The organism is Alphaproteobacteria bacterium, from assembly GCA_016699305.1.
In the GTDB taxonomy this organism is placed as follows: Bacteria; Pseudomonadota; Alphaproteobacteria.
Window position 1 is genome coordinate 1,597,002 of the sequence record CP064970.1, and the last position, 26,679, is coordinate 1,623,680.

Annotated in this window: 29 protein-coding genes and 1 tRNA gene; 13 read left to right on the forward strand and 17 right to left on the reverse strand. The window is 58.2% G+C overall.

All coding sequences use genetic code 11. The annotated features are described in order from the left end of the window. The first annotated feature begins 81 nt into the window (after positions 1-81). The 4 genes from IPI58_07540 (at position 82) to IPI58_07555 (ending at position 3,812) form a co-directional block, all read left to right on the forward strand. Entirely contained in the window at positions 82-486 is a 405-nt protein-coding gene (locus tag IPI58_07540) for a hemerythrin family protein (GenBank protein QQR68689.1), read from the forward strand. A 46-nt stretch (positions 487-532) separates the two neighbouring features. After that, entirely contained in the window at positions 533-934 is a 402-nt protein-coding gene (locus IPI58_07545; GenBank protein QQR68690.1) for a hemerythrin family protein, read from the forward strand. Between the two features lie 278 nt (positions 935-1,212). After that, entirely contained in the window at positions 1,213-2,370 is a 1,158-nt protein-coding gene (locus tag IPI58_07550; GenBank protein QQR68691.1) for an OmpA family protein, read from the forward strand. Positions 2,371-2,840: 470 nt separating this feature from the next. Then, positions 2,841-3,812, forward strand: coding sequence for a threonylcarbamoyl-AMP synthase (locus tag IPI58_07555; GenBank protein QQR68692.1), 972 nt, complete (start codon positions 2,841-2,843; stop codon positions 3,810-3,812). An 83-nt stretch (positions 3,813-3,895) separates the two neighbouring features. On the opposite strand, the gene IPI58_07560 is transcribed toward IPI58_07555, so the two are convergent. The 4 genes from IPI58_07560 to IPI58_07575 form a co-directional block, all read right to left on the reverse strand. Further along, on the reverse strand, positions 3,896-4,477 hold the full coding sequence (locus IPI58_07560) for an SCO family protein (GenBank protein ID QQR68693.1): 582 nt from the start codon (positions 4,475-4,477) through the stop codon (positions 3,896-3,898). Positions 4,478-4,614: 137 nt separating this feature from the next. After that, positions 4,615-4,989 carry a CZB domain-containing protein gene (locus tag IPI58_07565; GenBank protein ID QQR68694.1) on the reverse strand — a complete coding sequence of 125 codons (375 nt, stop codon included), beginning with the start codon at positions 4,987-4,989 and terminating at the stop codon, positions 4,615-4,617. Between the two features lie 123 nt (positions 4,990-5,112). Next, entirely contained in the window at positions 5,113-5,874 is a 762-nt protein-coding gene (locus tag IPI58_07570) for a methyltransferase (GenBank protein ID QQR68695.1), read from the reverse strand. 9 nt (positions 5,875-5,883) lie between these two features. Continuing rightward, the gene (locus IPI58_07575; protein ID QQR68696.1) at positions 5,884-7,605 is read right to left on the reverse strand and encodes a cation:proton antiporter; all 1,722 of its coding nucleotides are present in this window, start codon (positions 7,603-7,605) and stop codon (positions 5,884-5,886) included. Between the two features lie 100 nt (positions 7,606-7,705). Here IPI58_07575 and IPI58_07580 point away from each other — a divergent pair, with 100 nt between their 5' ends. The 3 genes from IPI58_07580 (at position 7,706) to lexA (ending at position 10,156) form a co-directional block, all read left to right on the forward strand. Beyond that, positions 7,706-8,188, forward strand: coding sequence for a hypothetical protein (locus IPI58_07580; GenBank protein QQR68697.1), 483 nt, complete (start codon positions 7,706-7,708; stop codon positions 8,186-8,188). Positions 8,189-8,409: 221 nt separating this feature from the next. Continuing rightward, a complete protein-coding gene (gene mltG / locus IPI58_07585) occupies positions 8,410-9,387 on the forward strand; it encodes an endolytic transglycosylase MltG (protein QQR70078.1) in 978 nt (325 codons plus the stop codon). 64 nt (positions 9,388-9,451) lie between these two features. Beyond that, complete coding sequence (gene lexA, locus IPI58_07590) at positions 9,452-10,156, forward strand: transcriptional repressor LexA (GenBank protein ID QQR68698.1); 705 nt, start codon at positions 9,452-9,454, stop codon at positions 10,154-10,156. Here lexA and IPI58_07595 read toward each other — a convergent pair. Beyond that, positions 10,150-12,255, reverse strand: a complete 2,106-nt coding sequence (locus IPI58_07595) for a ComEC/Rec2 family competence protein (protein QQR68699.1) — start codon at positions 12,253-12,255, stop codon at positions 10,150-10,152. The two genes, lexA and IPI58_07595, sit on opposite strands and share 7 nt — an antisense overlap. Here IPI58_07595 and IPI58_07600 point away from each other — a divergent pair. Together IPI58_07600 and phbB are read left to right on the forward strand one after the other, a co-directional pair. Beyond that, positions 12,245-13,579 (forward strand): hypothetical protein, encoded by a 1,335-nt coding sequence (locus tag IPI58_07600; GenBank protein ID QQR68700.1) that lies wholly within the window; start codon positions 12,245-12,247, stop codon positions 13,577-13,579. The two genes, IPI58_07595 and IPI58_07600, sit on opposite strands and share 11 nt — an antisense overlap. 80 nt (positions 13,580-13,659) lie before the next feature. Beyond that, entirely contained in the window at positions 13,660-14,382 is a 723-nt protein-coding gene (gene phbB / locus IPI58_07605; protein QQR68701.1) for an acetoacetyl-CoA reductase, read from the forward strand. A gap of 308 nt (positions 14,383-14,690) precedes the next feature. Here phbB and IPI58_07610 read toward each other — a convergent pair whose 3' ends face one another. Next, positions 14,691-15,356 (reverse strand): hypothetical protein, encoded by a 666-nt coding sequence (locus IPI58_07610; protein ID QQR68702.1) that lies wholly within the window; start codon positions 15,354-15,356, stop codon positions 14,691-14,693. A 44-nt stretch (positions 15,357-15,400) separates the two neighbouring features. Beyond that, entirely contained in the window at positions 15,401-15,889 is a 489-nt protein-coding gene (locus IPI58_07615; protein QQR68703.1) for a hypothetical protein, read from the reverse strand. Positions 15,890-16,149: 260 nt separating this feature from the next. Between IPI58_07615 and IPI58_07620 the strand changes: the two genes are divergently transcribed. Both IPI58_07620 and IPI58_07625 read left to right on the forward strand, forming a co-directional pair. Next, positions 16,150-16,830 carry a helix-turn-helix domain-containing protein gene (locus tag IPI58_07620; protein ID QQR68704.1) on the forward strand — a complete coding sequence of 227 codons (681 nt, stop codon included), beginning with the start codon at positions 16,150-16,152 and terminating at the stop codon, positions 16,828-16,830. Between the two features lie 17 nt (positions 16,831-16,847). Continuing rightward, on the forward strand, positions 16,848-17,870 hold the full coding sequence (locus IPI58_07625) for a DUF2156 domain-containing protein (protein QQR68705.1): 1,023 nt from the start codon (positions 16,848-16,850) through the stop codon (positions 17,868-17,870). Positions 17,871-17,924: 54 nt separating this feature from the next. Here the strand turns inward: IPI58_07625 and IPI58_07630 are convergent, their stop codons facing one another. Both IPI58_07630 and IPI58_07635 read right to left on the reverse strand, forming a co-directional pair. Continuing rightward, positions 17,925-18,299, reverse strand: a complete 375-nt coding sequence (locus IPI58_07630; GenBank protein ID QQR70079.1) for a response regulator — start codon at positions 18,297-18,299, stop codon at positions 17,925-17,927. 55 nt (positions 18,300-18,354) lie between these two features. After that, a complete protein-coding gene (locus IPI58_07635) occupies positions 18,355-19,086 on the reverse strand; it encodes a zinc-ribbon domain-containing protein (GenBank protein ID QQR70080.1) in 732 nt (243 codons plus the stop codon). A 141-nt stretch (positions 19,087-19,227) separates the two neighbouring features. On the opposite strand from IPI58_07635, the gene IPI58_07640 reads away from it, so the two are divergent. Next, positions 19,228-19,476, forward strand: coding sequence for a BolA family transcriptional regulator (locus tag IPI58_07640; protein QQR68706.1), 249 nt, complete (start codon positions 19,228-19,230; stop codon positions 19,474-19,476). Between the two features lie 5 nt (positions 19,477-19,481). Further along, complete coding sequence (gene grxD, locus IPI58_07645; protein QQR68707.1) at positions 19,482-19,829, forward strand: Grx4 family monothiol glutaredoxin; 348 nt, start codon at positions 19,482-19,484, stop codon at positions 19,827-19,829. A gap of 244 nt (positions 19,830-20,073) precedes the next feature. On the opposite strand, the gene IPI58_07650 is transcribed toward grxD, so the two are convergent. The 8 genes from IPI58_07650 to IPI58_07685 form a co-directional block, all read right to left on the reverse strand. Further along, positions 20,074-20,853, reverse strand: a complete 780-nt coding sequence (locus tag IPI58_07650) for a TatD family hydrolase (protein QQR70081.1) — start codon at positions 20,851-20,853, stop codon at positions 20,074-20,076. A gap of 14 nt (positions 20,854-20,867) precedes the next feature. After that, positions 20,868-22,478, reverse strand: coding sequence for a methionine--tRNA ligase (locus IPI58_07655; GenBank protein ID QQR68708.1), 1,611 nt, complete (start codon positions 22,476-22,478; stop codon positions 20,868-20,870). A gap of 237 nt (positions 22,479-22,715) precedes the next feature. Next, on the reverse strand, positions 22,716-23,447 hold the full coding sequence (locus IPI58_07660) for a hypothetical protein (GenBank protein QQR68709.1): 732 nt from the start codon (positions 23,445-23,447) through the stop codon (positions 22,716-22,718). A gap of 172 nt (positions 23,448-23,619) precedes the next feature. Next, complete coding sequence (gene lepA / locus IPI58_07665) at positions 23,620-25,425, reverse strand: elongation factor 4 (GenBank protein ID QQR70082.1); 1,806 nt, start codon at positions 25,423-25,425, stop codon at positions 23,620-23,622. 187 nt (positions 25,426-25,612) lie between these two features. Beyond that, positions 25,613-25,900 (reverse strand): BrnA antitoxin family protein, encoded by a 288-nt coding sequence (locus tag IPI58_07670; GenBank protein ID QQR68710.1) that lies wholly within the window; start codon positions 25,898-25,900, stop codon positions 25,613-25,615. Beyond that, positions 25,887-26,153, reverse strand: a complete 267-nt coding sequence (locus tag IPI58_07675; protein QQR68711.1) for a BrnT family toxin — start codon at positions 26,151-26,153, stop codon at positions 25,887-25,889. The genes IPI58_07670 and IPI58_07675 overlap by 14 nt, the downstream gene beginning before the upstream one ends. Positions 26,154-26,233: 80 nt before the next feature. After that, positions 26,234-26,310, reverse strand: a tRNA-Arg gene (locus IPI58_07680). A gap of 28 nt (positions 26,311-26,338) precedes the next feature. Beyond that, positions 26,339-26,668, reverse strand: a complete 330-nt coding sequence (locus IPI58_07685) for an ETC complex I subunit (GenBank protein QQR68712.1) — start codon at positions 26,666-26,668, stop codon at positions 26,339-26,341. Between the last annotated feature and the right edge of the window lie 11 nt (positions 26,669-26,679).

Here is a 26,679-nt window from a genome sequence, read left to right on the forward strand (position 1 = left end):
TTTTTTATCGCGCGGTTAATCGGCCATCAACCACTTCCGCCTAATCTGTGCGAGGTGTGTTGTCAGCCGGAGTGGCCCGTAATGCTGATCGATTGGGATGCTAAGTACTGCGTGGGACATCCCAGGATCGACTCGGATCACAAATGCCTGATCGAGATCATCAATATATTGTGTCGTGTGATGCTGACCCACGAAAGCGATGAAGTTTTGCATGACCTCTTGCGCCTATTGCTGAATCAAGCCCAAGGGCATTTCGATCGTGAGGAAGGCTATATGCGGGATGCGGATTATCCGGCCTATGAAGATCACCACGCGAAACATGTTGTCTTGTTAGAGCAGGTCGTCGATCTGGCACATCGTTTGGAGGAGAACAGGGAGGATACGGTGCCGGAATCCACCGTCAAATTCCTACACGAATGGCTGATCGATCACATCGTCAGTGATGACAAGCCGTTGGGCGCTTATCTGGCGGCGCGTCGGCTTTGACCGCAAGGTGTCGAAACATAAGACAGGATCGGAAAGGAGATGTCACATGCTCATTGAATGGAACAGCAGCTTTTCGGTGGGGCATCCACAAATTGACAATGACCACAAGAAGTTGATCGCCCTGCTCAATACTTTATGTGAGGAGATGAACAAACAGAAGGGGCGCGAAGCCGTCCGCACGGTTCTGTTGGAGCTGGTGGACTATACCAGGACGCATTTCGCGCGTGAGGAAAGCTATATGCAGGCCACGAAATATCCGGCCTACGAGGATCATCACGCCAAGCATGTGGCCTTGATCGAGCAAGCGGCGGACCTGATGCGCCGCGAGGCCAATAACGAGTCCGTTGTGACCATCGCTACCTTAAACTTCCTGCGCCAATGGCTGACCGATCATATCCAAGGGGACGATCGGGCGCTGGGGGCCTATCTGGCGACGCACCAAAGCTGATCTTGTTTCTTTGTAGGAATAACCCGACCTTTTTGTAAGATGTCGGGGAGTGGTTTCTGGAATCCCTGCTCGCGCGGGGAGCGGGGAGGCCGTGATTTCCGGAGGGGGGGATATGCGGCCTCCCCGCGAGTTGCTTAATTACAACAATAGAGGCCAAAAGCCCTCATGGTCTGAAAAAACCCTGACAACATACGGCCAGAGCATGATATGAAAATTGACGGAAGCGGAAGGCACAAGGCCGATTCCCCCATTTATTGCCCCTCAACAAGAGAACGAGGATGACGACGATGCGTAAAATGACACTTGCAAGCCTATTGGCCGTTGCTTCGGTGGCCCTGCCTCTGGCAGCCCATGCCGAGCAGACCAAGGGCGTTTATCTGGGTGCTGGCCTTGGCGCCGTGTTCCCCGAAGACAGCGAAACCCGCGTGGGTGGCGTGAAGAACCGTCTGGACCAGAACACCGGTATCGTGGGCCTGGGTAACCTTGGCTATGCTTTCGGCAACGGTCTGCGGACTGAAGGCGAACTCAGCTACCGTTACTCGGACATCGATGGCGTACATGGCCTCGGTTCGGGTCCCGACTCGCGCGGCAGCTTTGGCGTGTTCGGCTTCTTGGCCAATGCGCTGTATGACTTCGACCTGTCCGGCTTTGGCGTTCCCAGCAACATCAAGCCCTATGTCGGCGCCGGTGTTGGTGGTGCGTTTGTTGATGCCGACCGCAATGGTCGTGTTGGCGGCGTTCCCGGCGGCACCTTCCTGAAGGGCGATGATGTTGTCTTCGCTTGGCAGGCCATTGGTGGCGTGGGCGTTGACCTGACCAACAGCTGGACCGCCACGGTCGACTACCGCTACTTCGCGACGGAAGACGCCACGTTTGATACGACGACGGCTGGCGTGAATGGCCGTGCCGACTATGCGGCTCATTCGGTGATCGCCGGTCTGCGCTACAACTTCGGTGGCGATGATGCGGTGAGCGATGTGACGGCTCAACCCCCGGTGACCCCGGTGGTGCAGGCCCCCGTCGTTCCGGCCGTTCCCAGCACCTATATGGTGTTCTTCGACTTTGACAAAGCCGAGCTGACGCCCCAGGCGAAGGCTGTGCTGGCCACGGTTGCCAAGAACATCGTCTCGGGTGGTGCGGCCAAGATCAAGGTCGTCGGCCACACGGACCGCTCTGGCTCGTCCAAGCACAATGCCGCTCTTGGTGCCAAGCGCGCCAAGGCCGTCAAGGCTGAGCTGGTTCTTCACGGTGTGAAGTCTGCTGAAATCTCCACCCGCTCGGTTGGTGAGAACGACACACTGGTCCCGACCGCCGATGGCGTCCGCGAGGCCCAGAACCGCCGCGCGGTCATCGAAGTCGATGCCCCCAAAGCCCCCAAGGCTGCGGTGAAGAAGACTCACAAGGGCCACAAGTCAGCCCCCAAGGCCGGCAACTAAGAGAGATAATCTCTGATTGACCGGAGCCTGAGGTAACTTAGGCAAAAGAATCAAGAGGCCGTCGCGATGAAAGTCGCGGCGGTCTTTTGTTGTGATGTGTTGGTTTGTCACTTTCCTTGACATGTTTGAAATGCCCATTTCTATTTTGCCTATACGTTATTCACAAATATCAAAACGCTAGATTGTTACGATGGGGGCTAAGCGAAGCGCCGATGGCAAGGAAAAGAGATGGACATGGAGATCATGTGAGGATGACTTACAGGAAAAGGAATTCTTATTGGCAGAGCTCATCACGAGCCATTCCCATCCCCCCGCTTCGTACTGTTTGTGAATGGCGGGCCTTTCCATGGGCAGCATTGGATTCCCGTTCCGTCAGCATTTGCCAAGAACTTCTTTATGATTTTTAAGGGTCTAGTCAGAATTTGCCGACAGGTGCATTCGGCATCTTCCGATATATCATTTGAGACGATATGATCCCGCGCATGTTGCACATGATCAGCGATGAATCTTTAGAAACGGCGGCCCAAGCCTTGCGGCAGGGCCAGTTGGTGGCCTTTCCCACGGAAACCGTTTACGGGTTGGGGGCGGATGCTACCAACGGCAAAGCGGTGGCGGCGATTTTCGCGGCCAAGGGCCGTCCACAATTCAATCCGTTAATCACGCATGTCCCAAGTGCGCGAGAGGCGCGGCGTCTGGGGCGTTTCGACCGCCGGGCCGAGATTCTGGCCGAGGCTTTCTGGCCTGGCCCTCTTACCTTGATCCTGCCTCGGCAAGAGAACTGCCCTATCCATCCTTTGGCCTGTGCGGGATTGCCAAGCCTAGCCCTGCGTGTCCCCGCGCATCCGGTGGCATTGAATCTGCTGGATCGGGCCGGTGTGCCGGTGGCAGCGCCCAGTGCCAACCGTTCGGGCGGGTTAAGTCCCACAACTCCCGCCCATGTAGCCCGTTCCTTGGGGCAAGAAGCCGCCCTTATCTTGGCCGCTGGCCCGTGTGTCGTGGGGCTGGAATCCAGCATCGTGGATTTGACGGGCGAGCATGCGGTGCTGTTGCGCCCGGGCGGGTTGCCCAGAAAGCGGATCGAACACGCCCTTGGGGCACGCTTGGTCGATGCGCCGTCCCTGATAGACCCCGACCGCCCGACTGCGCCCGGCCAATTGGCCAGCCACTATGCCACCACTCTGCCCTTGCGCCTTGAGGCCGTATCGGCGGAAAGCGACGAGGCTTTGCTGACTTTCGGCCCGGATATGGGGATCATGGGCGGTTGCGCCCGCGCCAGCCTAAGCCCTCATGGCGACCTGATCGAAGCCGCCGCCAACCTATTCGCTAAACTGCATGAATTGGACCTTTGCGGCGCACGCGGAATCGCCGTGATGCCCATTCCATCCGAGGGCCTAGGCGAGGCCCTCAATGACCGCCTACGCCGAAGCGCCGCGCCACGCTGATCCTTTGTTTGCACGAAATGTGGTTCTCACGAATGATAGGCCGTTCTGCTCATACCTATCCCGTATCGAATGCGCCCCGAGGATTAAGGCGATGTCTTATTCGCCAAGGCGTCAAGCCGTGCCAAAAGGACGGATGTTGGCGTGACATGCGAAAAAGTGTCGCGCAGCTTACCCTCGGGACCGATCAGATGAATGGTGGGCGGAATATCGTTGCTGGCTTCGCTTTCCAACTCGCAGGGCACGCCCCATTTGCGCGTGAGATGCCTCATCGCGGACGCGCTGCCGGTCAACCGTCTCACGCCTGTCATGCCTGTCATGCTGACGGTTTGGGCCATGGCATCGTATGAGCGCGTCGGGATAGCCAGGGTGATATGCAGCGCTTCGGCGGATATATGCGCCGGCGCGTTGGCCTTGGCTACAACATCGCTCATGGTGTGCAAAGCGGTCTGGCACTCGGCCTTACAGGTTTGACCCGACATCAACACCAAAAAGTAACGCCCTTTCAACTGTTCTGCTGTCACGAAATGTCCATCAGTCGAGACGAAGGTTCGCTCGGTCTCCTCCATCTTGTTGACCAATATGACCTGATCGCGCCCAACCAACAGCGCCACCCCCAAAAGGATGATCGCTGCCAGCACACTCCGCCATGTACGATGTTCTTTCATGCTTTCAATTTAAAGCACGAAACGGATCAATGTAAGGTTACGAAAGGTCGCGGTACAATTTGTCGCAGGCAAAAAAATCTTGATGGGTATAGGCTAGGTCTTGGTTATATAGGACTATTTTTGTATATGTAACAATATCAAGTGGATTGCTTGCTCTTCCACTCGGTTACCGCGTGAGTCAGGTCGGCCGAGGCCTTGGTGTAGTCGCCCTCGGTTTGCATGTGTTTCTCGGCTTCGGCGCGTTGGCCCTTTAAAATCATATCCAAAACCATGGCAGCTTTTTGGTGAAAAGCCGTATGCAGTTTGCACACGGTTTCATAATGTGCCGACTTTTTGTCGGAAGCCTGTATCTCGCTGCCATACAGCCATTGGCCGAAGGGGCAGACATTGTTCTTTCCGGCATCCGTCACCGACACGTCGCATTTCCCTGTCTGCAGGGCATCGCGCAGCCGTGTCTTCCACTTCGCATGAGCCAGAATGGCACCATTCAACTGTTCGTCAAGATTGGCCATGGGATCACCTTTGTGATGGAGACTTTTGCAGATATCAAGCTAGAGATAAAATCTCTAAGAAAGGGTAAATGTTAATCATTCCTGTATGTTACGGCTGCCAGAGAGGCGGTTTCTTAACGAGGGTCACACGACCAATAGGCCTTGTCCATCGCGTAACACGGCTTGGACGGCGGGGCTATAGGTCGGGCCGACGCCGTCATGCAGCGTCAATCCTGGCAAGACGCGCAAAGGCGCGCGGCCTTGCCAGCAAGCGGTCACCAGAATCCGCACCGCCGCTTGGTCTATCCTTGGCCATAAAGGGAACAGGCGAATGCTGCCAAAATGTTGGGCCGTCAGGGCGGACAGAATATCGGCCATGCGTTCGGGGTGATGGATCAAGACCAACTGGCCGCGCGGTTTTAGCGCGCGGGCGGCGGCCCCGATCCAATCGGCGCAAGAGGTATCTTCGGCCTCTCGATGCGCCTTTTGTCGCGCCGCATCTGGCGATGCGCTATGGGCGGCGGCTTTGAAAAATGGCGGATTGGCCAAGACATGATCGAACTGGCGCGAAGGGAAAGGATTGTGCCGAATATCCGCGCCGATCACCTGCACGCGATCATCCAGCGCGTTCCGGCGGACGTTTTCTTGGGCCAATGCGGCCAGATCCGTTTGCCGCTCTAAGGCCATGACCCGCAATCCCGGTACGCGCCAGGCCAGGCACAACGCCGCCGCGCCGGTGCCGCAGCCCATCTCCAGCGCCATATCGCCGTCTTTGGCGTCCACGGCGGCGGCAAGAATGACCGGATCAATGGCCGCCCGTTCGCCCTTGATCGGTTGCAGCAAACGGATGCGTCCGCCCATCAGGGCATCGTCGCTGTAATCGGAGGCGGGGAAACGGGTGATCATGAGATGGGCTTAGCGTGGGCGTATGATTTGGCCGATCTCGTCATCGGCGGGCAGAAGATCGCGGTAATGCTCGCCGCGGAAATCGTCGATGGCCTTTTCCACATCCTCGGCATCCGCGCCCATCATGCGCAGGGCATAGCTGGACAGCTCCAGGCTGGCCTCGATGGTCTCGGGGATGACGGCGGCGGCACCCACACGGCGCAATTGGCGCGCATGCACCTCGTCTCTCGCCCGCGCCAGGATGGTCAGATGCGGGCAAGCGCGATGCAGTTGCGATACCGTGCGTTCCACCGCCACCGGATCGTCAAAGGCCACCACAGCCAGGCGCGCATGGGATGCCCCCACGGCCTCCATGCTTTCGAAATGCACCGCATGGCCATAGATGACGTGCCATCCCTTGTCGCGGCCTTGCGCCACGCGCTCGGGATCGGAATCGAGGGCGGTAAAGCGAATGCCAAAGCGCGACAGCAATTGCGCCACCGTCTGGCCAACGCGACCGAACCCGGCGATCACGGCATGAGGCTGTTCAGAATCCTGGGCATGGGGCGGCGCGTCTGGCAGATGGCGGCTTTCCACCATCTTGCCCATGCGGGCCGCCAATACGGCCAATAAGGGCGTCAATGCCATGCTCAGCGCCACGGCGGTCACGAAGATCTGTCCTTCGCCGCGCGGAAACAACCCGCCTTGCATGGCCAGGGCGAACAGCACAAAGGCGAATTCGCCGCCGCCTGCCAATAACAAGGCCAGACGCAACGAGTCGGCCATGCTTTGCCGGAACACACGCGCCAGTCCTAAAATGACGGCAGCCTTAATGAGCAAAAGGCTTAGCAGCAACAGCCCCAGACGCTGCCATTGGGACATGACCAGCATGGGATCGAGATTCATGCCGACCGTCGAAAAAAACAGACTCAGCAACAACACGCGGTAAGGCCGCGTATCGGCGTCGATCTCGTGGCGATATTCGGTCCCAGCCAGCAGCAACCCGGCCAAAAATGCGCCAAGGGCCATGGATAGGCCGCAAATATGGGCGATCCAGGCCGTCCCCAGGCTGACCAACAAGGCGGTGGCCGAAAACAAATCGGCGCTACGCGCATGCGCCACCATGCGCAGCACGGGACGCAGCAGGAACCGTCCGATCAAGATGATCGAGCCGCCCGCCAGCAACGCCTTGAGAAAGGCTTCGCTCAGCAGGCTTTCGATGGGCATCGAGGTATTGCCCAGCAGAGGCACCAGGGCCAGCATCGGGATGACGGCCAAATCCTGGAACAACAGCACGGCAAAGGTCGTGCGGCCATGACGACTGACCAGCTCGCCGCGCTCGACCAGCAATTGCAGCACCATGGCGGTCGATGAAAAGGACAACGCCACGCCGATCACTCCGGCGGTCAAAGGCGGCAATCCGCCCAGCCAGCCCATCAGGCCAAACAGCAAAGAGGTCAGCAAGACCTGCAAACTGCCCAGGCCGAACACGAATCGCCGCATCAATTTCAGGCGTTCGATGGACAGTTCCAAGCCGATGGAAAACAGCAAAAAGACCACGCCGTAATGGGCCAAGGTCTCGGCCAGGGCAATGTCTTTTAAGATGCCAAGCCCATGCGGACCGACCACCACCCCCGCCACCAGATAGCCCAAAACCGGGCTCCAGCGCAGACGGTGGAACAGCGGCACCACGATCACGGCCGCCATCAAGACAATCAGCAGAGTTTCCAGCCAAAGAGGCGCGGCATGCATGGCAAGCTTCCGGCGAATCGCATAGGGTTAGCGTATTGAACGCCATCTTGTTCCGGGTGGGAAGGAAAAATCAGCCCGATGGGGTCGATGGGGGAGTGTCATGTTTGATTCTCTAAGGCAATCCTTGCGTGATGCGGCGCGAGAGCGGAGCCGGCGGCGGCGTGAGCATGAGCGGCAGGAACGGGAACGCAAGCTGGCCACCGACCGTGCGCGGCGGATGCAAGAGGATATGGAACGGCGTATTAAATCCGTGCGGGTGATTACCGGCGATGTGCGGTACCGCTATTCCATCCTCGACACGCTACGCGCCCATGGCTATCGGGTGTCCGAGCCTTCCCAAGACATGGCCCCCACACTGGCCACCGAAGCGGCCATTCGCTCGCTTCAAGAACAGGCGGTGACTTTGGGCGCGGATGCCGTGATTCATGCCACGTTCAACATCTTGCGCTATACCGCGCCGCGTCGCGGCTATGCGGTGGCCACGATCTATGAAACCCACGCTTTTGGCACCGCCATCAAGGTCCTGGGTCCCCCCAGCGATTGGGAGGGAGCGCAAGGTGAATCCGAGGATGAGGGGACCTAGAATCTGTTAGCAGATATCAAGAATGGACATGGATTCCAGCCAAACAGAGTGTTCGAAGAATGCCGAAGAGCTTTTGAGAGTGTTAGCCAGACGGTTTATGGTGCGGCGGCGGTTCTTGCGTAGCGCGATGAATGCCGGTAGGAATCCTCGCTCACTGATCCATAAACGGGATGGGACGAATGGCGCGGGAATCGCAATCGGGCCGGGCAACTCTTTTGGCTATGCTGGGTGTGCCGATGGCAACCCTGCTATGCCTGGGCTTGGCTGTGTTCGGGCTGGATTATCTGCACCACATGCCCGGACCGGTACCCGGCGGAAGCTTGGACAAAGGCAAGGCCGTGCTGATTCCTTCCGGCACGCCCACGCTTCGGATCGGCCAAATCCTGGCCCAAGAAGGCGTCATCGAATGGCCGTGGTTGTTCGTGATGGCCAGCCACTGGCCGCTGCAATCCCCGCCCTTGAAGGCCGGGGAATATTTGATTCCCTCGCGCGCCAGCGTGGCGCAGATCGTGGCGCAATTGCGCGGCGGGCGCACCGTGATGCATTCATTGACCGTTCCCGAAGGTCTTACATCGGCTCAAATCGTGGCCTTGGTGCGTGCCGAGCCGTTATTGGCGGGCACGATCCCCGCCGTGCCGCCCGAGGGCACGTTGCTGCCCGACACTTACGGCTTTTCGCGCGGCGATAGCCGCGAAGGGATGATCGCGCGTATGACATCGGCCATGCGTCGCGCCGTGACCGAATTGTGGAGCGCGCGCGTGGCCGGCTTGCCTTATCGTTCGATGGACGAAGCCGTGGTGATGGCCTCGATCGTCGAAAAGGAGACGGGACTTGCGGCCGAGCGTCGGCGCATCGCCGGCGTCTTCGTCAACCGTCTGAAGCGCGGTATGCGTTTGCAAGCGGATCCGACCGTGATCTACGGCCTGACTCAAGGTGAAGGCGCATTGGGCCGTCCTTTGACCCGCGCCGATTGGCTGCACAACTCGCCCTACAACACTTATGTGATCGACGGCCTGCCGCCGCGCCCTATCGCCAATCCGGGACGCGCGGCATTAGAGGCCGCCTTAGATCCCATGCCGCATGACGATTTGTATTTCGTGGCCACCGGCCAGGGCGGTCATGCCTTTGCCCGGACGTTGGAGGATCATAACGAACATGTCACCAAGGCCGCGCGGGACTTGACGAAAACGAGGAACTAAAATAGAACATAGATATTCGCTCTTTGTTCGATGACACGGGCTAAGGCAAGAGGGGGGAGACGGCATGTTGACGCGCAAACAACAGATCTTGCTGGGAATCATCCATGAAAGGCTGGAGGCCGAAGGCGTGCCGCCGTCTTTCGAGGAGATGAAAGAGGCTCTGGGCCTGCATTCCAAATCCGGCGTGCATCGTCTGGTCACGGCATTAGAGGAACGGGGATTCTTGCGCCGATTGCCGCACCGCGCCCGCGCGATGGAAATTTTGCGTCTGCCCGAAAGCATGGGTAAGACGCCCGGTCTGGTTCCTGCTTCAGGCGGTGTCCTTGCTGGCGTCACCGCGCGGCCCCGTCGGGGCGGGGCGTCCCGACCGATGGCGGCGGCCGGTTCGTCGCGGACTTTGCCTTTTTACGGACGGATCGCCGCCGGCGTGCCGATCGAGACGACGGGCGATGCGCCTGCGACCTTTGATGTGCCTCCCGCCATGGTCGGTCGGGGAGAGCATTATGTGCTGGAAGTCGTCGGAGATTCGATGATCGAAGCCGGAATTTTTGATGGAGACTTGGCCTTGATGCGCCAGACCGAACAAGTCGAAGAAGGCAGCATCGCCGCCGTCCTGGTCGATGAAGAGGCCGTGACCTTGAAACATGTGCGCCACCGTGCGGGCAAGATCATTCTGGAAGCGGCCAATGCCCGTTATGCGCCGCGCGAATTGCCGGCGGATCGGGTGCATATCCAGGGGCAATTGGCGGGATTGATCCGGCGTTATTGACGCGCCGTTTGCCAGGGACGTGTGGGGCCATACGGGTCGGCGCTGTTCCATCTGAGGCCCCAGAACGGGCCGATATAAACCGCATATGCGCCGTGACGCGCCAAGTCTGACCGGGTGACGGCGGGAAGATGGGGACAGGGCGTATGGTCGGATTGCGGGGCGACCACCATATCCAACCTCGCGCAATCCGGGGCTTGATCGGTATCGGCCAGCCAAATAGCGCGGTCGCGCAGATGATACAGGCATCCGGTGTCTTGGCATGACAAAAGCGGGTCTGTGGATATATCGGGCCAATCGGCCAGGGCGTTCACCGCTTCGCGCCGCCGCCAATGATCGGCGGTCTGACTGTGAGATGGCGCGCGAGATAGGGCCAGGCGACCATCGGCCAGGCGCAAGCCGATCAGGCTTCCATCCTCGGCGATCAGCATATCCGGACGCGGCATGGTCAATCCAATGCCCAGCGCCATCAAGATAACCGGCACGCCCAACAGACGCCAACGGCCCGGCATCAGGCACAAGAACAATCCGCCCGTTAGCATGGTCAGCAAAGACGCCAAAGGCAAAGCGGGAAGCCGGGTGACGGCACCTGGCATATCCGCGAAGAGATGTGCGATCCGCACCATGCCCTCGATGCCCCAGCCGGTCACCATCAAGGGGATATGTTCCAATCCTAGGGGCATCGCCAGCAAGGCCAGCGTCAAGGCAGGCATGATGACGAAACTGGTCAGCGGCACCGCCAGAACATTGGCGGCCACGCCGTACCAGGAGATTTGCTGGAAATGGAACAAGGTCAGGGGTGCCGTGGCCAGGCCTGCCACCAACGAGGTGAGAGCGATATCGAAAGGCGGCCTTTGCCAGAATGGGCGATGATCGCTGCCGTGACGACGCAGATTTTGCGCACGAATCCGCCGCATGGCGTTATAGACGACGACCAGCGCGGTGGCGGCGGCAAAGGACAGCTGAAACCCGACATGCGTCAAGGCGTGGGGCTGAACGCAAAGAATCGCGCTGGCGGTCAGGGCAATGACACGCAGGCTCAAAGCCCTTCTGCCGACCAGGATCGCAACCAGCACCAGGGCCGCCATCAACAAGGAACGCTGGGCCGGAAAAGGCGCGCCCACCAGCAATGTGTAGAAAATAATGGGCGGCAAAGCGGCCAGCGCCGCGATCTTGCGCGTATTCCAACGCAGCGCGATAAACGGGATCAAGGCCAACAAGGCGCGTAGCGAGAAAAAGACAAGCCCCGCCACCAAGGCGATATGCAGCCCCGACACCGACAGAATATGCATCAAGCCCGAATCGCGCATGGCCTCGGTGACAGGCTTGCTGATTCCCTGTTGCGCCCCGGTGGATAAGGCCACGGCGATGGCGGCGGGATCGCCATTCAAGGTCACGGCGACGCGCCGGGCGATGGCTTGGCGCAACAAGGCCATCGCGGTTTGATCTTCGGGCGTGGCTGCCGGATCAGTCACCAAAAGCGGCGCATAGGCGTTGCCCACCGCCGCGATGCCGTTAAAGAAGCACCATTGCCGATAATCGAACGCGCCCGGCGCGGCGGGACCGGCCGGAGGCACAAGGCGCGCGCTCAACCGAATGCGCGCGCCGGGAGAGGGCAAGCGATCGGGCGGCGTCATCATGAACAGCCTTGCGTGTCCATGCCAATTTGGCAAAGAGGGCACAGCCAGATCATCCAACAGCAGACGCACGCCCTGGGGCAGGGTTGTCACGTCAAGCAGGCGTCCCTCGATGGTCTGCGTGGGCTGGGGACGATCCAGCATCACGGTGTGGTTATGCGCGGTTGACAAGGTGGCGGCCAGGAATCCGCCCGCGACGATCGCGCCGGCTTGCGCCACGATACGCAACCAGGCCCATGCATTGCGCCAAGCCAGTATAAGGGCCAAGAGAGCCAATCCCAGCCCAGGCAGCAACGGGGCCAAGATATCCGGCTCATACGGCCATGAGAAATACAGCCCGATGCCGATCCCAAGCAGGATAGGGGAAAGGACCGCCATATCCACGTTTTCAGGCATGGGAGCCTGGGCGGCCAAGGTTTCGGGATGTGGCATGTCGGGACCAGAAAGATCGAGAATGCCGGGCATCCTAGGCCCTTGGGGGCATGAGATCATCTTGACACAATGCCGCATCCCAAGTGCTATGATGCCCAAAGACCTATCAACCTCGGCAGGAGACGGCCCGGTGTTCAAGCGCGGATTTGGAATCGCGATCTTCGTCGCGGCGATGATGGTTTGGTTCCCGCAGATATCGGCCCAGGCAGCCGAAGTCAACCTGAGTCTGGGCCAGCAATGCATGCCTCTATGCGTGGGCGGGATCAATTCGCCATGCGCCCAAGCATGCAACAGCATCGACCGTTGCCTATCCTCATGCCCGGGTCCGCTGACTTTCTCCGATTGCGGCGCGAAATGTCTGCGCACATGCAGCGGCTTGTGCCGATCCTCGCTTCAGGATCCGTCATGCCTGACGGCATGCGGTCTGCCCGTCTATGCGATGATGACCCAGTGCATGCAATCTTGCCCATACCCCGATAAATTGGACGGCTGCACGGGGCGCTGCGTGGGGCAATGCTCGGCAAGCTGCTCGGCCTCGGACGCGCCCGGCTGCGCCAATACCTGCACGGCCAGCCTCGAAAGCATGGCGGCCATGTGTTACAAATCGTGCAAGCTCGGCGACAATATGTGCGCCTTGCAATGCCACGGCCTATGTACTCAAAGCTGCCAAGGCTTGTCGATCCCCGAGCGCATCGCCTGTTCGGAAAGCTGCAATCGCCAGAATGCCGACATGCCACGGGGCGATTCAATCACCCCGGACCAAAACGCCTGTCTTCAAAAATGTCCCGACGATGCGCGCGGCATGGCGACATGTTCGGTCGAATGCATGGGGGGCAAGGCCCTGAAACTGCCCAATCCGGCGGATTTGGATATCGGCGGCAAGCTGCAGCTATGCTCGGCACGCTGCGGAAATTCGCCTCAGACCATGACCTGCATGCAAGAATGCTCGGCCAGCGCCATACAATCCATCATGCCTTCGGGCGGCGAATCTGAGGCGTGCATGCAAAAATGCCAAAGCTTGCCGGCGGCCCAGCAGCAAAACTGTACGGTGCAATGTCTGGTGCCGCGCTACGCAACCCCCGAGCAGGACCGCCAAATGGCTGAACAGATGGTGCAGCGTTACTCGTGCCTCTCTCAGTGCCAGGGGCAGCCCAATGAGGCGGCATGCACGCAGAATTGCTTGGCAGCGCAGCAGGCCGAGATATCCAAGAGGTATTATCCGATGGGCGTTCCCGGCTCATCCTCTGGTGGCGCGACGCCTTCAACTCCGGCTCCCGCCCCTTCCTCTGCGCCCAAACCCGCGCCTAAACTGGCTCCTGCCACGGGCGGCGTGCCTCAGTCCCCGATATGGCGTTAACCTGGCGTTAAGGCTGTCCGGTTAGGTGTCTGTTAAAGGCCTGAATACAGGCGTTAACAAGAGAAAAAAAGGGGGGGGACATGTCGCGAGTAGCCGTGGTGACGGGCGGGACCAGGGGAATCGGCGGCGCGATCAGCCTGGCGCTTCAGGTGGCCGGATATAAGGTCGCGGCGACCTATGCCGGACAAGATAAACGCGCTCAAGAATTCGCCGCGCATAGCGGCGTGCATGTCTATAAATGGGATGCGGGCGATTATGACGCCTGCCACAAGGGCCTGACCCAGGTGGCGCGCGAATTGGGCCGCGTGGACGTCTTGGTGAACAACGCCGGAATTACGCGCGACGCCGTGCTGCACCGCCTGACCCCCGCCCAGTGGAACGAGGTGATCCAGACCAACCTCACCTCGTGCTTCAACATGTGCCGCGGCGTGATCGAAGGCATGCGCGAGGGCGGCTTTGGCCGCATCGTCAATATCAGCTCGATCAACGGTCAGGCGGGGCAGATCGGCCAAACCAATTACGCCGCCGCCAAGGCAGGCATGATCGGCTTTACCAAGGCCCTGGCGTTGGAAAATGCCGCCAAAGGCATCACCGTCAACGCCATCGCCCCCGGCTATATTGACACGGAGATGGTCCAAGCCGTGCCGGAAGATGTTCTTAAAAAGATCATCGCCAAGATCCCCGTAGGCCGGCTGGGCCAGCCGTCCGAGATCGTGCGCGGCGTGATGTTCCTGATCGCCGATGACGCCGGATTCATCACCGGCTCTACCTTGTCGCTCAATGGCGGCCAATATATGGACTAAAGGCGATGTGCCGCTGACTCGTATTTTTTAGACACGGCCAGCAAGCCTTGATTGGGTGCGAAGGCAGATTCATTCTAAACCAAAGCACCCTCGGCAAGGACAGGAGATGGACTCCCGCTTTCGCGGGAGTGACGCATAAAGAGAGGCTCGCTCACAACAAGCCATGCCGTGTTTCTATGCGCCACACTCTCGACAAGTCATGCCCGCGCAGGCGGCATCCATCACATGTCGTCCGTGCTGACGCTGAATCGCAGACTCTTTCCCAAGATTCGTCATACCACCACTTCATCAATTCTCGCCGATGATTCCTAGGCGGTGATGCGTCTGGGGGCTGGCCATTCCAAACTGGGGGCGGCTAGATTTTCGAGGGACTCGCTGTGCGGCGCTGCTGCCAGCCGCGCCATCTCACCGCGCATTTGCATGCACATATCGGTCAGGCTGTCATCGCTGGCCTGCATCAGATTCTGTGCGCCGCCGGCCCAGTCCAACAGCGCGCTCAAATGACGTCCTGGGCGATCCGATGTCGAGGCCATGGCTTGATCCTGCGGGAACAAGTCCATCACATCGGCGGCAGGAGTCATGTGTCGCACCAGGACATGCAGCAATTCGCATTCCAGATACGCCGCGCGCAGATACGCGATATCGGCATGGACGGGATCGCTGGGTTCTTGCAGGGAGGTCAGAATCTCGCCGATGGCCTGTGTGGCCATGACAAGCCCCGTTTCAACGCAAGGATCCGCCGCGCATAAGCATGGCGCGCCGAATTGGCGCGTGGGCGTGGCCACCGGCTCGCACGCATAACAGGCGTCTTGCACCGCGCTTTGCCAACGGTTCTGCGCGATCTTGGCCCGCGCTTGCAGATAGGGCAGCAAGGTGCGCGGGCTTAACGCCACCCGCTCGCTCTCGGTCAAATGCCGCGCCAATAACTTGGCCAAGGACGGGCCGTAATGGGTCTGCAAAACATTCATATCCATGGTCGTGATCCTTTCGGTGAGGATGGATGCATGTATGAAGAAGATCAGCGAGACTGAGTGCCCGTTCTTTTCGATGAGTGGGCGGAGATGTCATGCGCCCGACCATGTCCAAGCTCTTCCGCCAAGGCCAGAACGGCCTGGAAAAGGGCGTCGGCATCGTCAAAGCGTTGTTTGAGAATCTGGATGTAATCCTCGCGCGCCGGCCCCATCTCGCGGTTGACGTAGCTGTTGTGGAGCCAGAGACTCAATATCTTCCAGGCGGACTCGGCCAGGCCGCGCAGGAAGCTCAGCAGATCAACAACTGATCGCGGCTCCGCCGCATAAACGCGAATAGCGGTCTGCAGTTTCGACGCGACCTCTTCGCCCAGCCGCGCCGAAAGCGTCTCGTAGAATTGCTGCAAAGTTTCGCGTTCGTCGGCCTGTGCGGAAATAGGGAGAACGGCGTTGTCATTCCCTTGCTTGGGTAAATATGTCTGGCACACATCATGCGGCACATCTGAAAATCGCCTATCTCGTGAATGAACCATGGGCATGGCCTTGATCTCCCCGGTGCAATGACAGCAGGACAATCCGCTCTCTAGGTTGCAATCTAGCGCCAATTCGTTAAGAAATGGTTAACGAATATGCTATTAGAATAAAAAAAGTACGTTATTTTTGTATTCTGTTTCGAATGTATAATATGACGTATTTATAATAAAATATAACAATTACTTGCAAATATTGACATTTATATGTGTAGGAAATAGCGTTTTATTTGAAGACTCTTCGACTTACTCGCGATGGAGAGATCGCCATGATTAATGCCGGACAGGTCCGAGCCGCCCGGGCACTTGTCGCGTGGAGTCAGGATGTGTTGGCTGAAAAAGCCAATCTTTCCAAATCGACGCTCCAGAAAATCGAAACCGGCCTTATCGCGTCACCTCGGGCGGCGACGATGGAAGCTGTCCAGAAAGTGTTCGAATCTGCGGGAGTAGAGTTCTTGCCCAATTCGGGACTGCGGATGCGCGACTCGATGATTGTCACGTTGGAAGGCGATAGTGCGGGGCAGAAATTATTGGATGATGTTTACGAAACGCTGCGGGGCACGGGTGGCGAAGTCATTATATTTGGAGTCGAAGAAGATATCGCCAGCAGTGTTCTTGAAGAAGATTCTAATAAGAAAGGACAACATGATAAGTTAATATCTCATATTGATAGATTAAGGAAGGCAAAAATACGAGAGAAACTACTAATTAAGGAAGGTGATACGAACTTTATGGCACCTCAGCATTGGTATCGCTGGATGCCAGCCGAGTATTTTGCGCCCTATCCTATTTACGTTTATGGAAACAAAATCGTCATTGTTTATTGGGGGCCTCCATTCAAAGCGGTCATCTTCGAAAATTCCGAGATAGCCATCTCCATGCGTAAAGTGTTCGATTTTGTTTGGTCGAAATGTGAGCCGGCGCGAAAGCTTGAAGAAGATGACGGCTGAAAATGATGTTACCTAACATGAATAATTCGTTACGAAAGCGGCCCTATACGGCTGTTGTGTGCTCTGAAAGTATGTTGGAAGTGGGGCCAGATACGGACAGGGAATCGTGGGAAATGCAATTTGAGTCCTTGCCTAATGTCGAGCGCGTAACTCCAGAGCTTTGTCAGCCTATCAGGAAGTATTTGAGCAGCCTTTCTTCGGTCGATACTTACAGTATATCAATGGCTTATTATCTCTTTACTGGTCGCAAGGGTTTATGGGTTTTCTATGGTGATAGGGGATTCGGATTGGTGTGCTGGCATCCTAATGTTGAAGGTAGAATTCTTGTCTTCCTGCCAGGTGGCCTAGATACTGGAATTATTCATCAAATAATGGACTGTATGCCCCCTCCTCCAAAGGGAGCGCAGCTGTCGCGTGTACTACCTGAATGGTCTGATGCTTTGAGAAGGGAATGCGGCCTGCGGCCCTGCAAGGAAGAAATTTTAGATTGGATTTTCCCTTGCCATTTAATCGATGTCAAAGAAGTGGCTGGCCTGCAAGGTGGTCAATTTAGCAGTGTTCGTCTCTGGGTAAATAGAGCCAAGAGATACGGCGTTCAATACATGCCTTTTAGTTCTAAACTCCACGGAAGTTCCTGTGCCGACGTCACCTTGTCGTGGGCAAAGAACAGAAATGATTCCAGCCTCAATTTAGAAGACTATTGCAGCCCACATCTATACTTGCTTAAATTAAGCGGAACGCAAGAGCTATCTTTAGAAGGGCTAGCGTACCATATCGAGGGACATTTGAAGGGCTATGCCATATGGGAGAAATCGGCAGGTAAGATAAAAATTGCTAACTGCTTCGGGGGCGTTGTTGATCCTGGAATTAAAGGACTCATGGATTTTTCCGTATATGCTTTATGCCAGACCTTAGCCCGTCAGGGAGTGGATTTTGTGAACTTGGGTGGATCCGAAACCCATGGCCTTGATCAATTTAAACGCAAATTCCAGCCCAGCACCAGCTACCAGCTGTGTTCGATGGAGATAAGCAGCATCTAAGCGACGCTGATAGCCGCCTAACGGCCAGGCCCCCTTATCCCGCCGGACTCACCCTCACTGCGCCGCCGGCCCCGTCTTTAACGAGTCCGCCACGGCGTCCAGAAGTTCTTGCATGGAGAACGGCTTGGCCACGATGCGGTGGACCAGGACGTTCAGGTTATGGGCGCGCATGCGCTCTTGCGGATAGCCGGATATCATCACCACGCGCAGATCGGGCCAGTCGCGCGCCACGCGCAGGGCCAGGGCGATGCCGTCCATTTCGGGCATCACGATATCGGTCAGCAGCAGGTCATAGGTATTGCGCGTCAGCAGGGTCAATGCCTGCTGGCCGTCGCAAGCGGTGGTCACCTGATACCCGGCGCGGTCCAGACAGCGCGTGATGAAGGCACGCACCGAAGGCTCGTCCTCGGCCACCAGAATGCGCGCGATGCCGGGTTTGGGCCCAGGCTTTGGGGCGGAAAAGACGGGCGCGGCAGGGGGCGGATCAATGGGCGACAAGGCTAAGGGCGACACTCGCCACGCGCGTGTCCTCCGAGGTTAGGGCAAAACGAAACGGCATCTGCGCGCCTGCAGGCATGTCCTTGGCGTCTTGGGTCACGGCGCGATCTTCTTGGCGCAGGCTTTGGCCGCCGGCATCGCGCCACTCGATCTGCAGGCTCGGCACGGGCCGCGCGTCCTGGCCTCCATTGACGATCATTCCTTGGATCAGAACGCCTTTTCCTTCGCGTTGTATCTTAACGTCCTTTAGGCTCAGCCCTTGCAAGCGTGATGCGGTGGGCACACCCGCCAGATGGTACAGACCGGCCAAAGGTGGCGCGTTCGCAAAGGCGGTGTTGCGCAGCAACAGCAGACCCACGACCGCCGCCAGCAGCACGCCGATGGCGACAGGCAGCCACAAAGGCGAATGCGCCTCATGGCCACCGCCCATCAGGATATGGGAATCGTGCCGGGCGCGCGGCTGGCCCATATCCGCATCCACCCGCAGACCTTGCGGAATGGGGGGCATCTCGTCTTGCGGGATGTCCAATGACGGTTCTTCGGGCACATAGGAAGGCGGCGGGGCGGGCGCGAAAGCAGTCGCCGATTCGGCGCGCGACACGCCGCCGATCTCGCGCCATTTGAAACCGCAGCGCCCGCAGACCACCACGCGCGGTTTGCTCATCTTGTCGTCTGGGACAAGGAATTTCACCGCGCAACTGGGGCAGCGAATGATCATGTTCGAAGCGACTCGCCTGACTGCGGGAACAACAAGATAAAGTAAAGCACAGGCCAAGCCCCGATGAAAGGCGTCACCGCGCCGAGGCCAAAACCGATATAGGACGTTGACAGTCCAGTTTCATTTTGAGAGTATGGCGGGATGCCTATGACCAAAGACGATATTGAGCAGTCCATCCGCGCGGCGATCCCCGATGCGGTGATCGAGGTGCGCGATCTGCGCGGCGATGGCGAGCATTACGCCGCCAAAGTCTTGTCGCCTATGTTCCAAGGCCTGCCGCGCGTTCGCCAACACAAGATGGTCTATGACGCCTTCAAGGGCGGCATGGGCACCCAACTGCACGCTCTGTCTTTGACCACGGGCGTTCCCGATCCTTCCGCCGGAGGCTGATTCGCATGACCGAAGAAAACCCCCTCTTCGCTGGCTTTCGTCAAGATATCGCCGCGCATGACGTGGTGATGTATCTGAAAGGCACTCCCGAGACGCCGTTTTGCGGCTTTTCGTCGGCGGTGGTTCAGGTGATGAAAAAGCTGGGCGTCACCTTTCACGGCGTCAATGTGCTGGACGATCCGGCGATCTTCCCGGCCCTGAAGGAATTCTCGGATTGGCCCACATTGCCCCAGATTTATATCAAGGGCGAATTCGTCGGCGGCTGCGACATCCTGCGCGAAATGGCCGCCACGGGCGAATTACAGGCCATGCTGAAAGAAAAGGCCATCCCCTTTACCGCCGAGGCGGCGTAAGGGCGGGGGTCTCGACAGCGTTCACAAAGAGTGGAAGCGCGATTCAACCCCAGCGTAAACGGCGGGTGATGGATGCCGCATGCGCGGGCATGACTCGTCGAGAGGGGCGTTTTCATATGAATAGGGCACGCTTTGTTGTGAGCCTCCCTCCCCTCATGCGTCACTCCCGCGAAGGCGGGAGTCCATCTCCTGCCCTGGACGATGGTGCTGGATTCCAGAATAGAGTCTGCAATGTGAACCGCGCCTAAAGCGCGTCAACGCGGGAAAACAATTTCAAGAAATTGGCGGTGGTCGCGCTGGCCAGTTCGGCCAGGGGAACGCCTTTAAGCTCGGCCAGGGAGGCGGCGGTGTGGATGACATAGCCTGGCTCGTTCACCCGGCCCCGATGCGGGATGGGAGCCAGAAAGGGCGCGTCGGTCTCGATCAACAGGCGGTCTAAGGGAATGTCGCGGATAATCTCACGCAAAGCCTGGGCGTTGCGGAAGGTCAGGATTCCCGAACACGAGATGTAAAAGCCCATCTCGAGGGCGGCCATGGCCAAATCCCGGCCCGAGCTGAAGCAATGCAGCACGCCTTGCAGATCATTGCCGCCTTCCTGCTTCAGGATATGCGCGGTGTCGTCATCCGCCTCGCGCGTGTGCACGATGATGGGTAAGCCCGTCTCGCGCGCGACATGGATATGACGGCGAAAGCTTTCCTGCTGCACCTGGCGCGGGCTGTGTTCATAGTGGTAATCCAGGCCCGTCTCGCCGATGGCGGCCACGCGCGGATGGCGCGTCAGGGTTAGCAAATCTTGCGCCGAAGGCGACTCGCCCGCCTCGGCGCAGTGATGCGGATGCACCCCCACGCTGCACCAAACATCCGCCTCTTGATCGGCGATGGCCTGCACACCGGCATGGCGGCTGTAATGGGTGGCGATGGTCAGGAATCGCTGGACCCCCGCCGCGCGCGCGCGTTTGAGCACATCTTGGCGTTGCTCGGCCAGTTCCGGAAAGTCCAGGTGGCAATGGCTGTCGGCAAAAATCATCGGGGCAGCCTTTATTCCTCAATACGCGGGAACAACCCTTGCGGCGCGGGCAAACGGGTTCCGGGCGGCACCGTATGCGCCGGGTCCAAATGGCTAAAGCCGCGCGCATCGGCGGGCACGCCCAGTTGATCCAACAATCTTCCCATAGTCTCGGGCATGAAGGGGATCAACAAGATGCCCAGAATGCGCAGCGCCTCGGCCGAGGTGTTCAGCACCGTGCCCATGCGGGTGATATTGGTCTTACGCAAGGCCCAAGGGGCCTCTTGATCCAGATAGCGATTGGCCAGGCTCACGACATGCCATATCTCGTCCAGGGCCTTATGGAAGGCCAGATCGTCCATGGCGTCGCGCACGGCGGGCAGCAGGCCATAGGCAGGCCCTAAAAGGGCTTCGTCATGGGTGTGCAGCTCTTCGGGGTCAGGCATCACGCCATCGCAATTGCGCTGAATCTGCACCAAGACGCGCTGCGCCAGATTGCCCAGGTCATTGGCCAAATTGCCGTTGATGCGGTGGATCAACGCCGCTTTCGAGAAATCGCCGTCCTGGCCAAAAGGTACCTCGCGCATCAGGAAATAGCGCACGGGGTCCAACCCATAGCTGCGCACCAGCTCGATCGGGTCGATGACATTGCCCAAGGATTTAGACATTTTCTCGCCCTCGGCGGTCCACCAGCCATGGGCGAAGATGCCCTTATTGGGCAATTCCAAGCCTGCGGCCATCAAGAATGCCGGCCAATAGACGGCATGAAAGCGCAAGATGTCCTTCCCCACCACATGCAAGGCGTTGGGCCAGAAATGGCGATAAAGCGGGGCTTGCGTGTCGGGATAGCCCAAAGCGGCGATATAATTGGTCAAGGCGTCCATCCAGACATACATAATATGCCGTGGACCTTCCGATTTCTGATCGGGAACGGGGATGCCCCATGTGAAGGTGGTGCGCGAGATGGACAGATCGCGAAGTCCCGATTTCACGAAGCTGATAACCTCGTTGCGTCGAAAGGAAGGGCGGATGAAATCGGGGTGCTTTTGATAATGCTCTAACAAACGGTCTTGCCAAGCCGACAGGCGAAAGAAATAACTGGGTTCCTCCACCCATTCGCATTCCGCGCCGCTGGGCGCGATCTTGCGCCCGCCGGGTCCGTCACGCAATTCGTCCTCGGTATAGAACGCCTCGTCGCGCACGGCGTACCATCCGGCATAACTGCCCAGATAGATATCCCCCCGCTTTTCCAATTCGTTCCACAATGCCTGAGCCGCTTGGATATGGCGCGGCTCGGTCGTGCGGATGAAATCATCATTCGAGGTGCCCATGGCCTTGGCCAAAGCCTGGAAATTCTTGACCAGGTCGTCCACATAAGCCTTGGGGTCTTGCCCGGCATCCTGCGCGGCCTTGGCGACCTTTTGCCCGTGTTCGTCCGTGCCGGTCAGAAAACGGACGTCATGGCCATCCATGCGCATAAATCGCGCCAACACGTCGCAGGCGATGGTGGTATAGGCGCTGCCCAGATGCGGCTGGCCGTTGACGTAATAGATCGGGGTGGTGACGTAGAACGGCTTCTTGCTCATGGCTTTTTCAAGATTCCAAGGACATCCAGATCGGCAGCATAGCGCAACCCGACGCATCCGGCCAAATGCTTGTTAGACGCGACGAAAAACAGCCTGTTCTTAACTACGGCTCACAAATATTGGGGAATCGGCATAACATGCTGCGGGTTAAAAAGAATCTGCCTTTCAGCCTATGCCCGAAGGCGGAAGCCAACCCGAACAGGATATCCAATAGGCCAGCGGCATCCACGCCCCGTTGAAGCTGGAAAGTCAAAAGATGGTTCGGCAACGACAGGGATGAGCTGCCATTTTTAACTAACGCGCCATCAGCACGACAAAGAAGAAATAATAGGTTGCAGGCCAGGATGTTGGTGATAGAGGTGTTTTTTCTACACACCCCATCACCTTTCCCTGTGGCCATGCTCCGCCATCATCAACAGAATAATGGTCATGAACGTATTGGCCAGTAAAGCGGCCCCTGGTTAAATCTGATGGGTTACGATAAAGGTCTTGACCAAGATACCCCCCCAATCCAAGGCCCGTATTTAGCTGTTTGCACAGATCCAGCGAATCAATGGGCAAATACCCCACTAAATCCGGGATTAATTCGCCAAGCCCATGAAAAGTGGCGCTACCTTCAAACACAAATTTCCCACCGTCTGTTGTGTCAGACGTTGATGCCGTAATTGTTGGAAAGTTTATCCCGCCGCCGTTGACATCAAAGACATGGCAAGATTTATCGGATGGGGCATTTGAGTTTACATAACCGCTGACCATAGGGTTTTCAAAGCTGATTTGGGTATCTGTACAGCCATGCCCCACTACGCGCTGAACGGCGATGGTCAGTAAATTGGCTTGTTCAAGAATGGCGGATGCTTGGGCTTTGGCTTTGACGGCAGAGATATCGCCATTGAACACGCCCGACCCCGCCGCAATGGCAGCGGCCAAGACGGCCAGAATCGCGACCACCCACAGGATCGGCCCAATGGCTATGCCTGATTCAGACGCCGATGCCCAGCGCGGGGGGATGACGGTTTCAGCGCACACATCGGATCTCTGCAGGGATAGAGGTGACTTGGATATCCTAATTTGACCTATGAAAATCAATTTGTACAGGGACTTATGCTCAGGCTTGCGTGGTATTTGGGACGGGGTTTGCTGTGCGTGTGCTGCAGAGACCAACAAGAACGCCTACGAAACACTTTGCCATAACGCTCCCTCAATCCCGGTCCCCTGTCTTGAGCACCGCGATAAACGCCGATTGGGGGATTTCCACTTCGCCGAATTGGCGCATGCGTTTCTTGCCCTCTTTTTGCTTGTCCAGCAATTTGCGTTTGCGGGTGATGTCGCCGCCATAGCATTTGGCCAGCACGTCTTTTCGTAGAGCCGAGACGGTCTCGCGCGCGATGACGCGGCCACCGATGGCGGCTTGGATCGCTACTTTGAACAATTGGCGCGGGATCACGTCTTTCAGTCGTTCGCACAAATTGCGGCCACGCCGCTCGGCGGCGGTCTTATGGATGATCGAGGCCAGGGCGTCCACCGGCTCGTTATTCACCAGGATGTTCAGGCGCACCAGATCGCCCGTCTCGAACCCGTCCAGATGATAATCGAAGCTGGCATAGCCCCGGCTGATGGATTTCAGACGGTCGTGAAAGTCGAACACCACTTCGTTCAGCGGCAAGCGATAGACCAACAACACGCGGCTGCCCGTATAGGTCATCTCCACCTGCGTGCCGCGCCGCTCGGTGCATAGGGTCAGCACCCCGCCCAAATAGTCCGAGGGCAACAGCAAGGTGGCCTTGATCCATGGCTCGTCGATATGGTCGATGCGCACCGGATCGGGCATGTCGGCGGGGTTGTGCAGCTCTTGAATCGTGCCGTTATTCAGATGCAGGTGATAGACCACCGAAGGGGCGGTGGCGATCAGGTCCAGATTAAACTCGCGCTCCAGGCGTTCTTGAATGATCTCAAGATGCAGTAATCCCAAAAAGCCGCAACGGAACCCCAGCCCCAAAGCGGCGGAGCTTTCCATCTCGTAATGCAAGCTGGCATCGTTCAGCTCCAGCTTGGCCAGGCTTTCGCGCAGACGTTCGAAATCGGCGGCGTCGGCGGGAAAGAGGCTGCAAAACACCACCGGCACCGAGGGCTTAAAGCCGGGCAATGCCTCGGCGGCGGGGCGGCGTTCCTCGGTCAGCGTATCGCCCACGCGGGTGTCGCTGATGGTCTTGATGCCGGCGGTGATAAAGCCGATCTCGCCCGGACCCAATTCGTCTTTCAGCACTTTCTTAGGCGTAAAAATACCCACGCGATCCACGTCATGCGCCGCGCCGGTCGAGATGAAGCGGATCTTCTGGCCGACCTTAAGCACCCCGTCCACCACCCGCACCAGCACCACCACGCCCAGATACGGATCGTACCAGCTGTCCACCAGCAGGGCCTTTAGCGGCGCGTTGCGCTCGCCTTGGGGCGGCGGCAATCGCGTGACGATGGCTTCAAGCAGATCGTCGATTCCGATGCCGGTCTTGGCCGAGATGCGCAAGGCGTCCTTGGCGTCCAGGCCGATCACTTCTTCGATCTGCGCCGCGATGCGATCCGGCTCGGCCGAGGGCAAGTCGATCTTGTTCAGGACCGGCAAAATATCATGATCGGCGTCAATCGCCTGCCAGGCATTGGCCAGAGTCTGCGCCTCGACCCCTTGGCTGGCATCCACCACCAAGAGCGAGCCTTCGCAAGCCGCCAGGCTGCGGCTGACCTCATAGGAAAAATCCACATGGCCGGGCGTGTCCATCAGATTCAGCTGATAGGTCTGGCCATCTTTGGCGGCATAGGCCAAGCGCACCGTCTGCGCCTTGATGGTGATGCCGCGCTCGCGCTCGATATCCATCGAGTCCAGCACCTGCGCCTTCATCTCGCGCTGCTCCAACCCGCCGCACCGCTCGATCAGCCGGTCCGCCAGAGTGGACTTGCCATGGTCGATATGCGCCACGATGGCGAAATTGCGGATCAGAGATTGAGCGGACATCATGTTAACCTTTGGACACGGCGAAGCTTATGCGAGGAACCACGGCCTTCCTAGCAACTTCGTCCTGTAAGGTCGAGAAAAACAGGAAAAACGGCCCAGGCACGGCACGAAGCGGGCCGCCCCCCATCGCTTAGACCAGGAACCGGGGTCAATGAAGGGCCTCTTACGCCTGTTTTATTCCGCAAAGTTAGCGCGCCGCCCGGACGATAGCGAGCAAGGCATCGTCGATGCGGGTTTGCCAGCCCGATCCCTTGGCTTTGAAGAAGTCCAGCACTTCGGGCGATAAGCGCAAGGTTTGCGAGCGTTTGACGGGCGCCTTTTGGGGGCCGCGTTGGCCGCGATATCGCAACTCGCCGCGCTCATATGCCGCCACAAGATCGGGCATCGCCTCCCGCGCGGGACGCATCCGCTTGAGTTCCGCCTCGGTCAGGGGCGCATCGTCGGCGTACCGACGTGGTTTTTCAGCTTTCGACATAGGCTTTCTCCTCGGTTGTGTTGGCACGGCGCAGGCTGATAATCCGAATATTCTTGCCCCGGATAGTAAAAATCAGCGTGAAAAGCTTTCCGCCGAGATAGCCTGTGGCGGCGAATCTGGCCTCGCCATCGGTATGACGCGAACGATCCGTCAAGTGCGCACCACGCCAGTCAAAATCCACGGCAGAATCAAAGTCAATGCCGTGCTTGACTTTGTTCCTGGCGTTTTTGCCTTTGTCCCATTCGTATTCCATCAAGGACCATGATGCGTGAAATCGCGGCCCCGTGTCAATTTTTTTGTTGTAACTAAAAAATACTTAACATGTTGTGTTGTTGGCGACCCCGGCGGGATTCGAACCCACGACCACCTGCTTAGAAGGCAGGTGCTCTATCCAACTGAGCTACGGGGTCGCGCAAGGCTGGATCGGTTTATCGGCGGCTATTGTGCCTCAGTTGTCTTGAAATTCTGCAAATAATTTTTAGGGCCGATGGAAGAGGCCTGATGGGGCTGGATTTCATAGGTCCAGCCTTGGCGGACAGCGAAATCAACCGCTTGTTCGGCACTGGAAAAGCGCAAACGGCCATATAATTCGCCCATTGTGGTGCCCGATTGAGGCCACCCCATCAAGGGATCGGGCGGGGTGGGGCTGGCGGTGACGGGCTGGATGGTCCAAAAAACGCTCCGGCCGCGTCGGCCCGATTGCATGGCCGAGCCTGTCGGTTGCACAATGCGCACAGACAAAGCGGGGGAATCGGGCGTGATGCTCATGGCCCGCATGA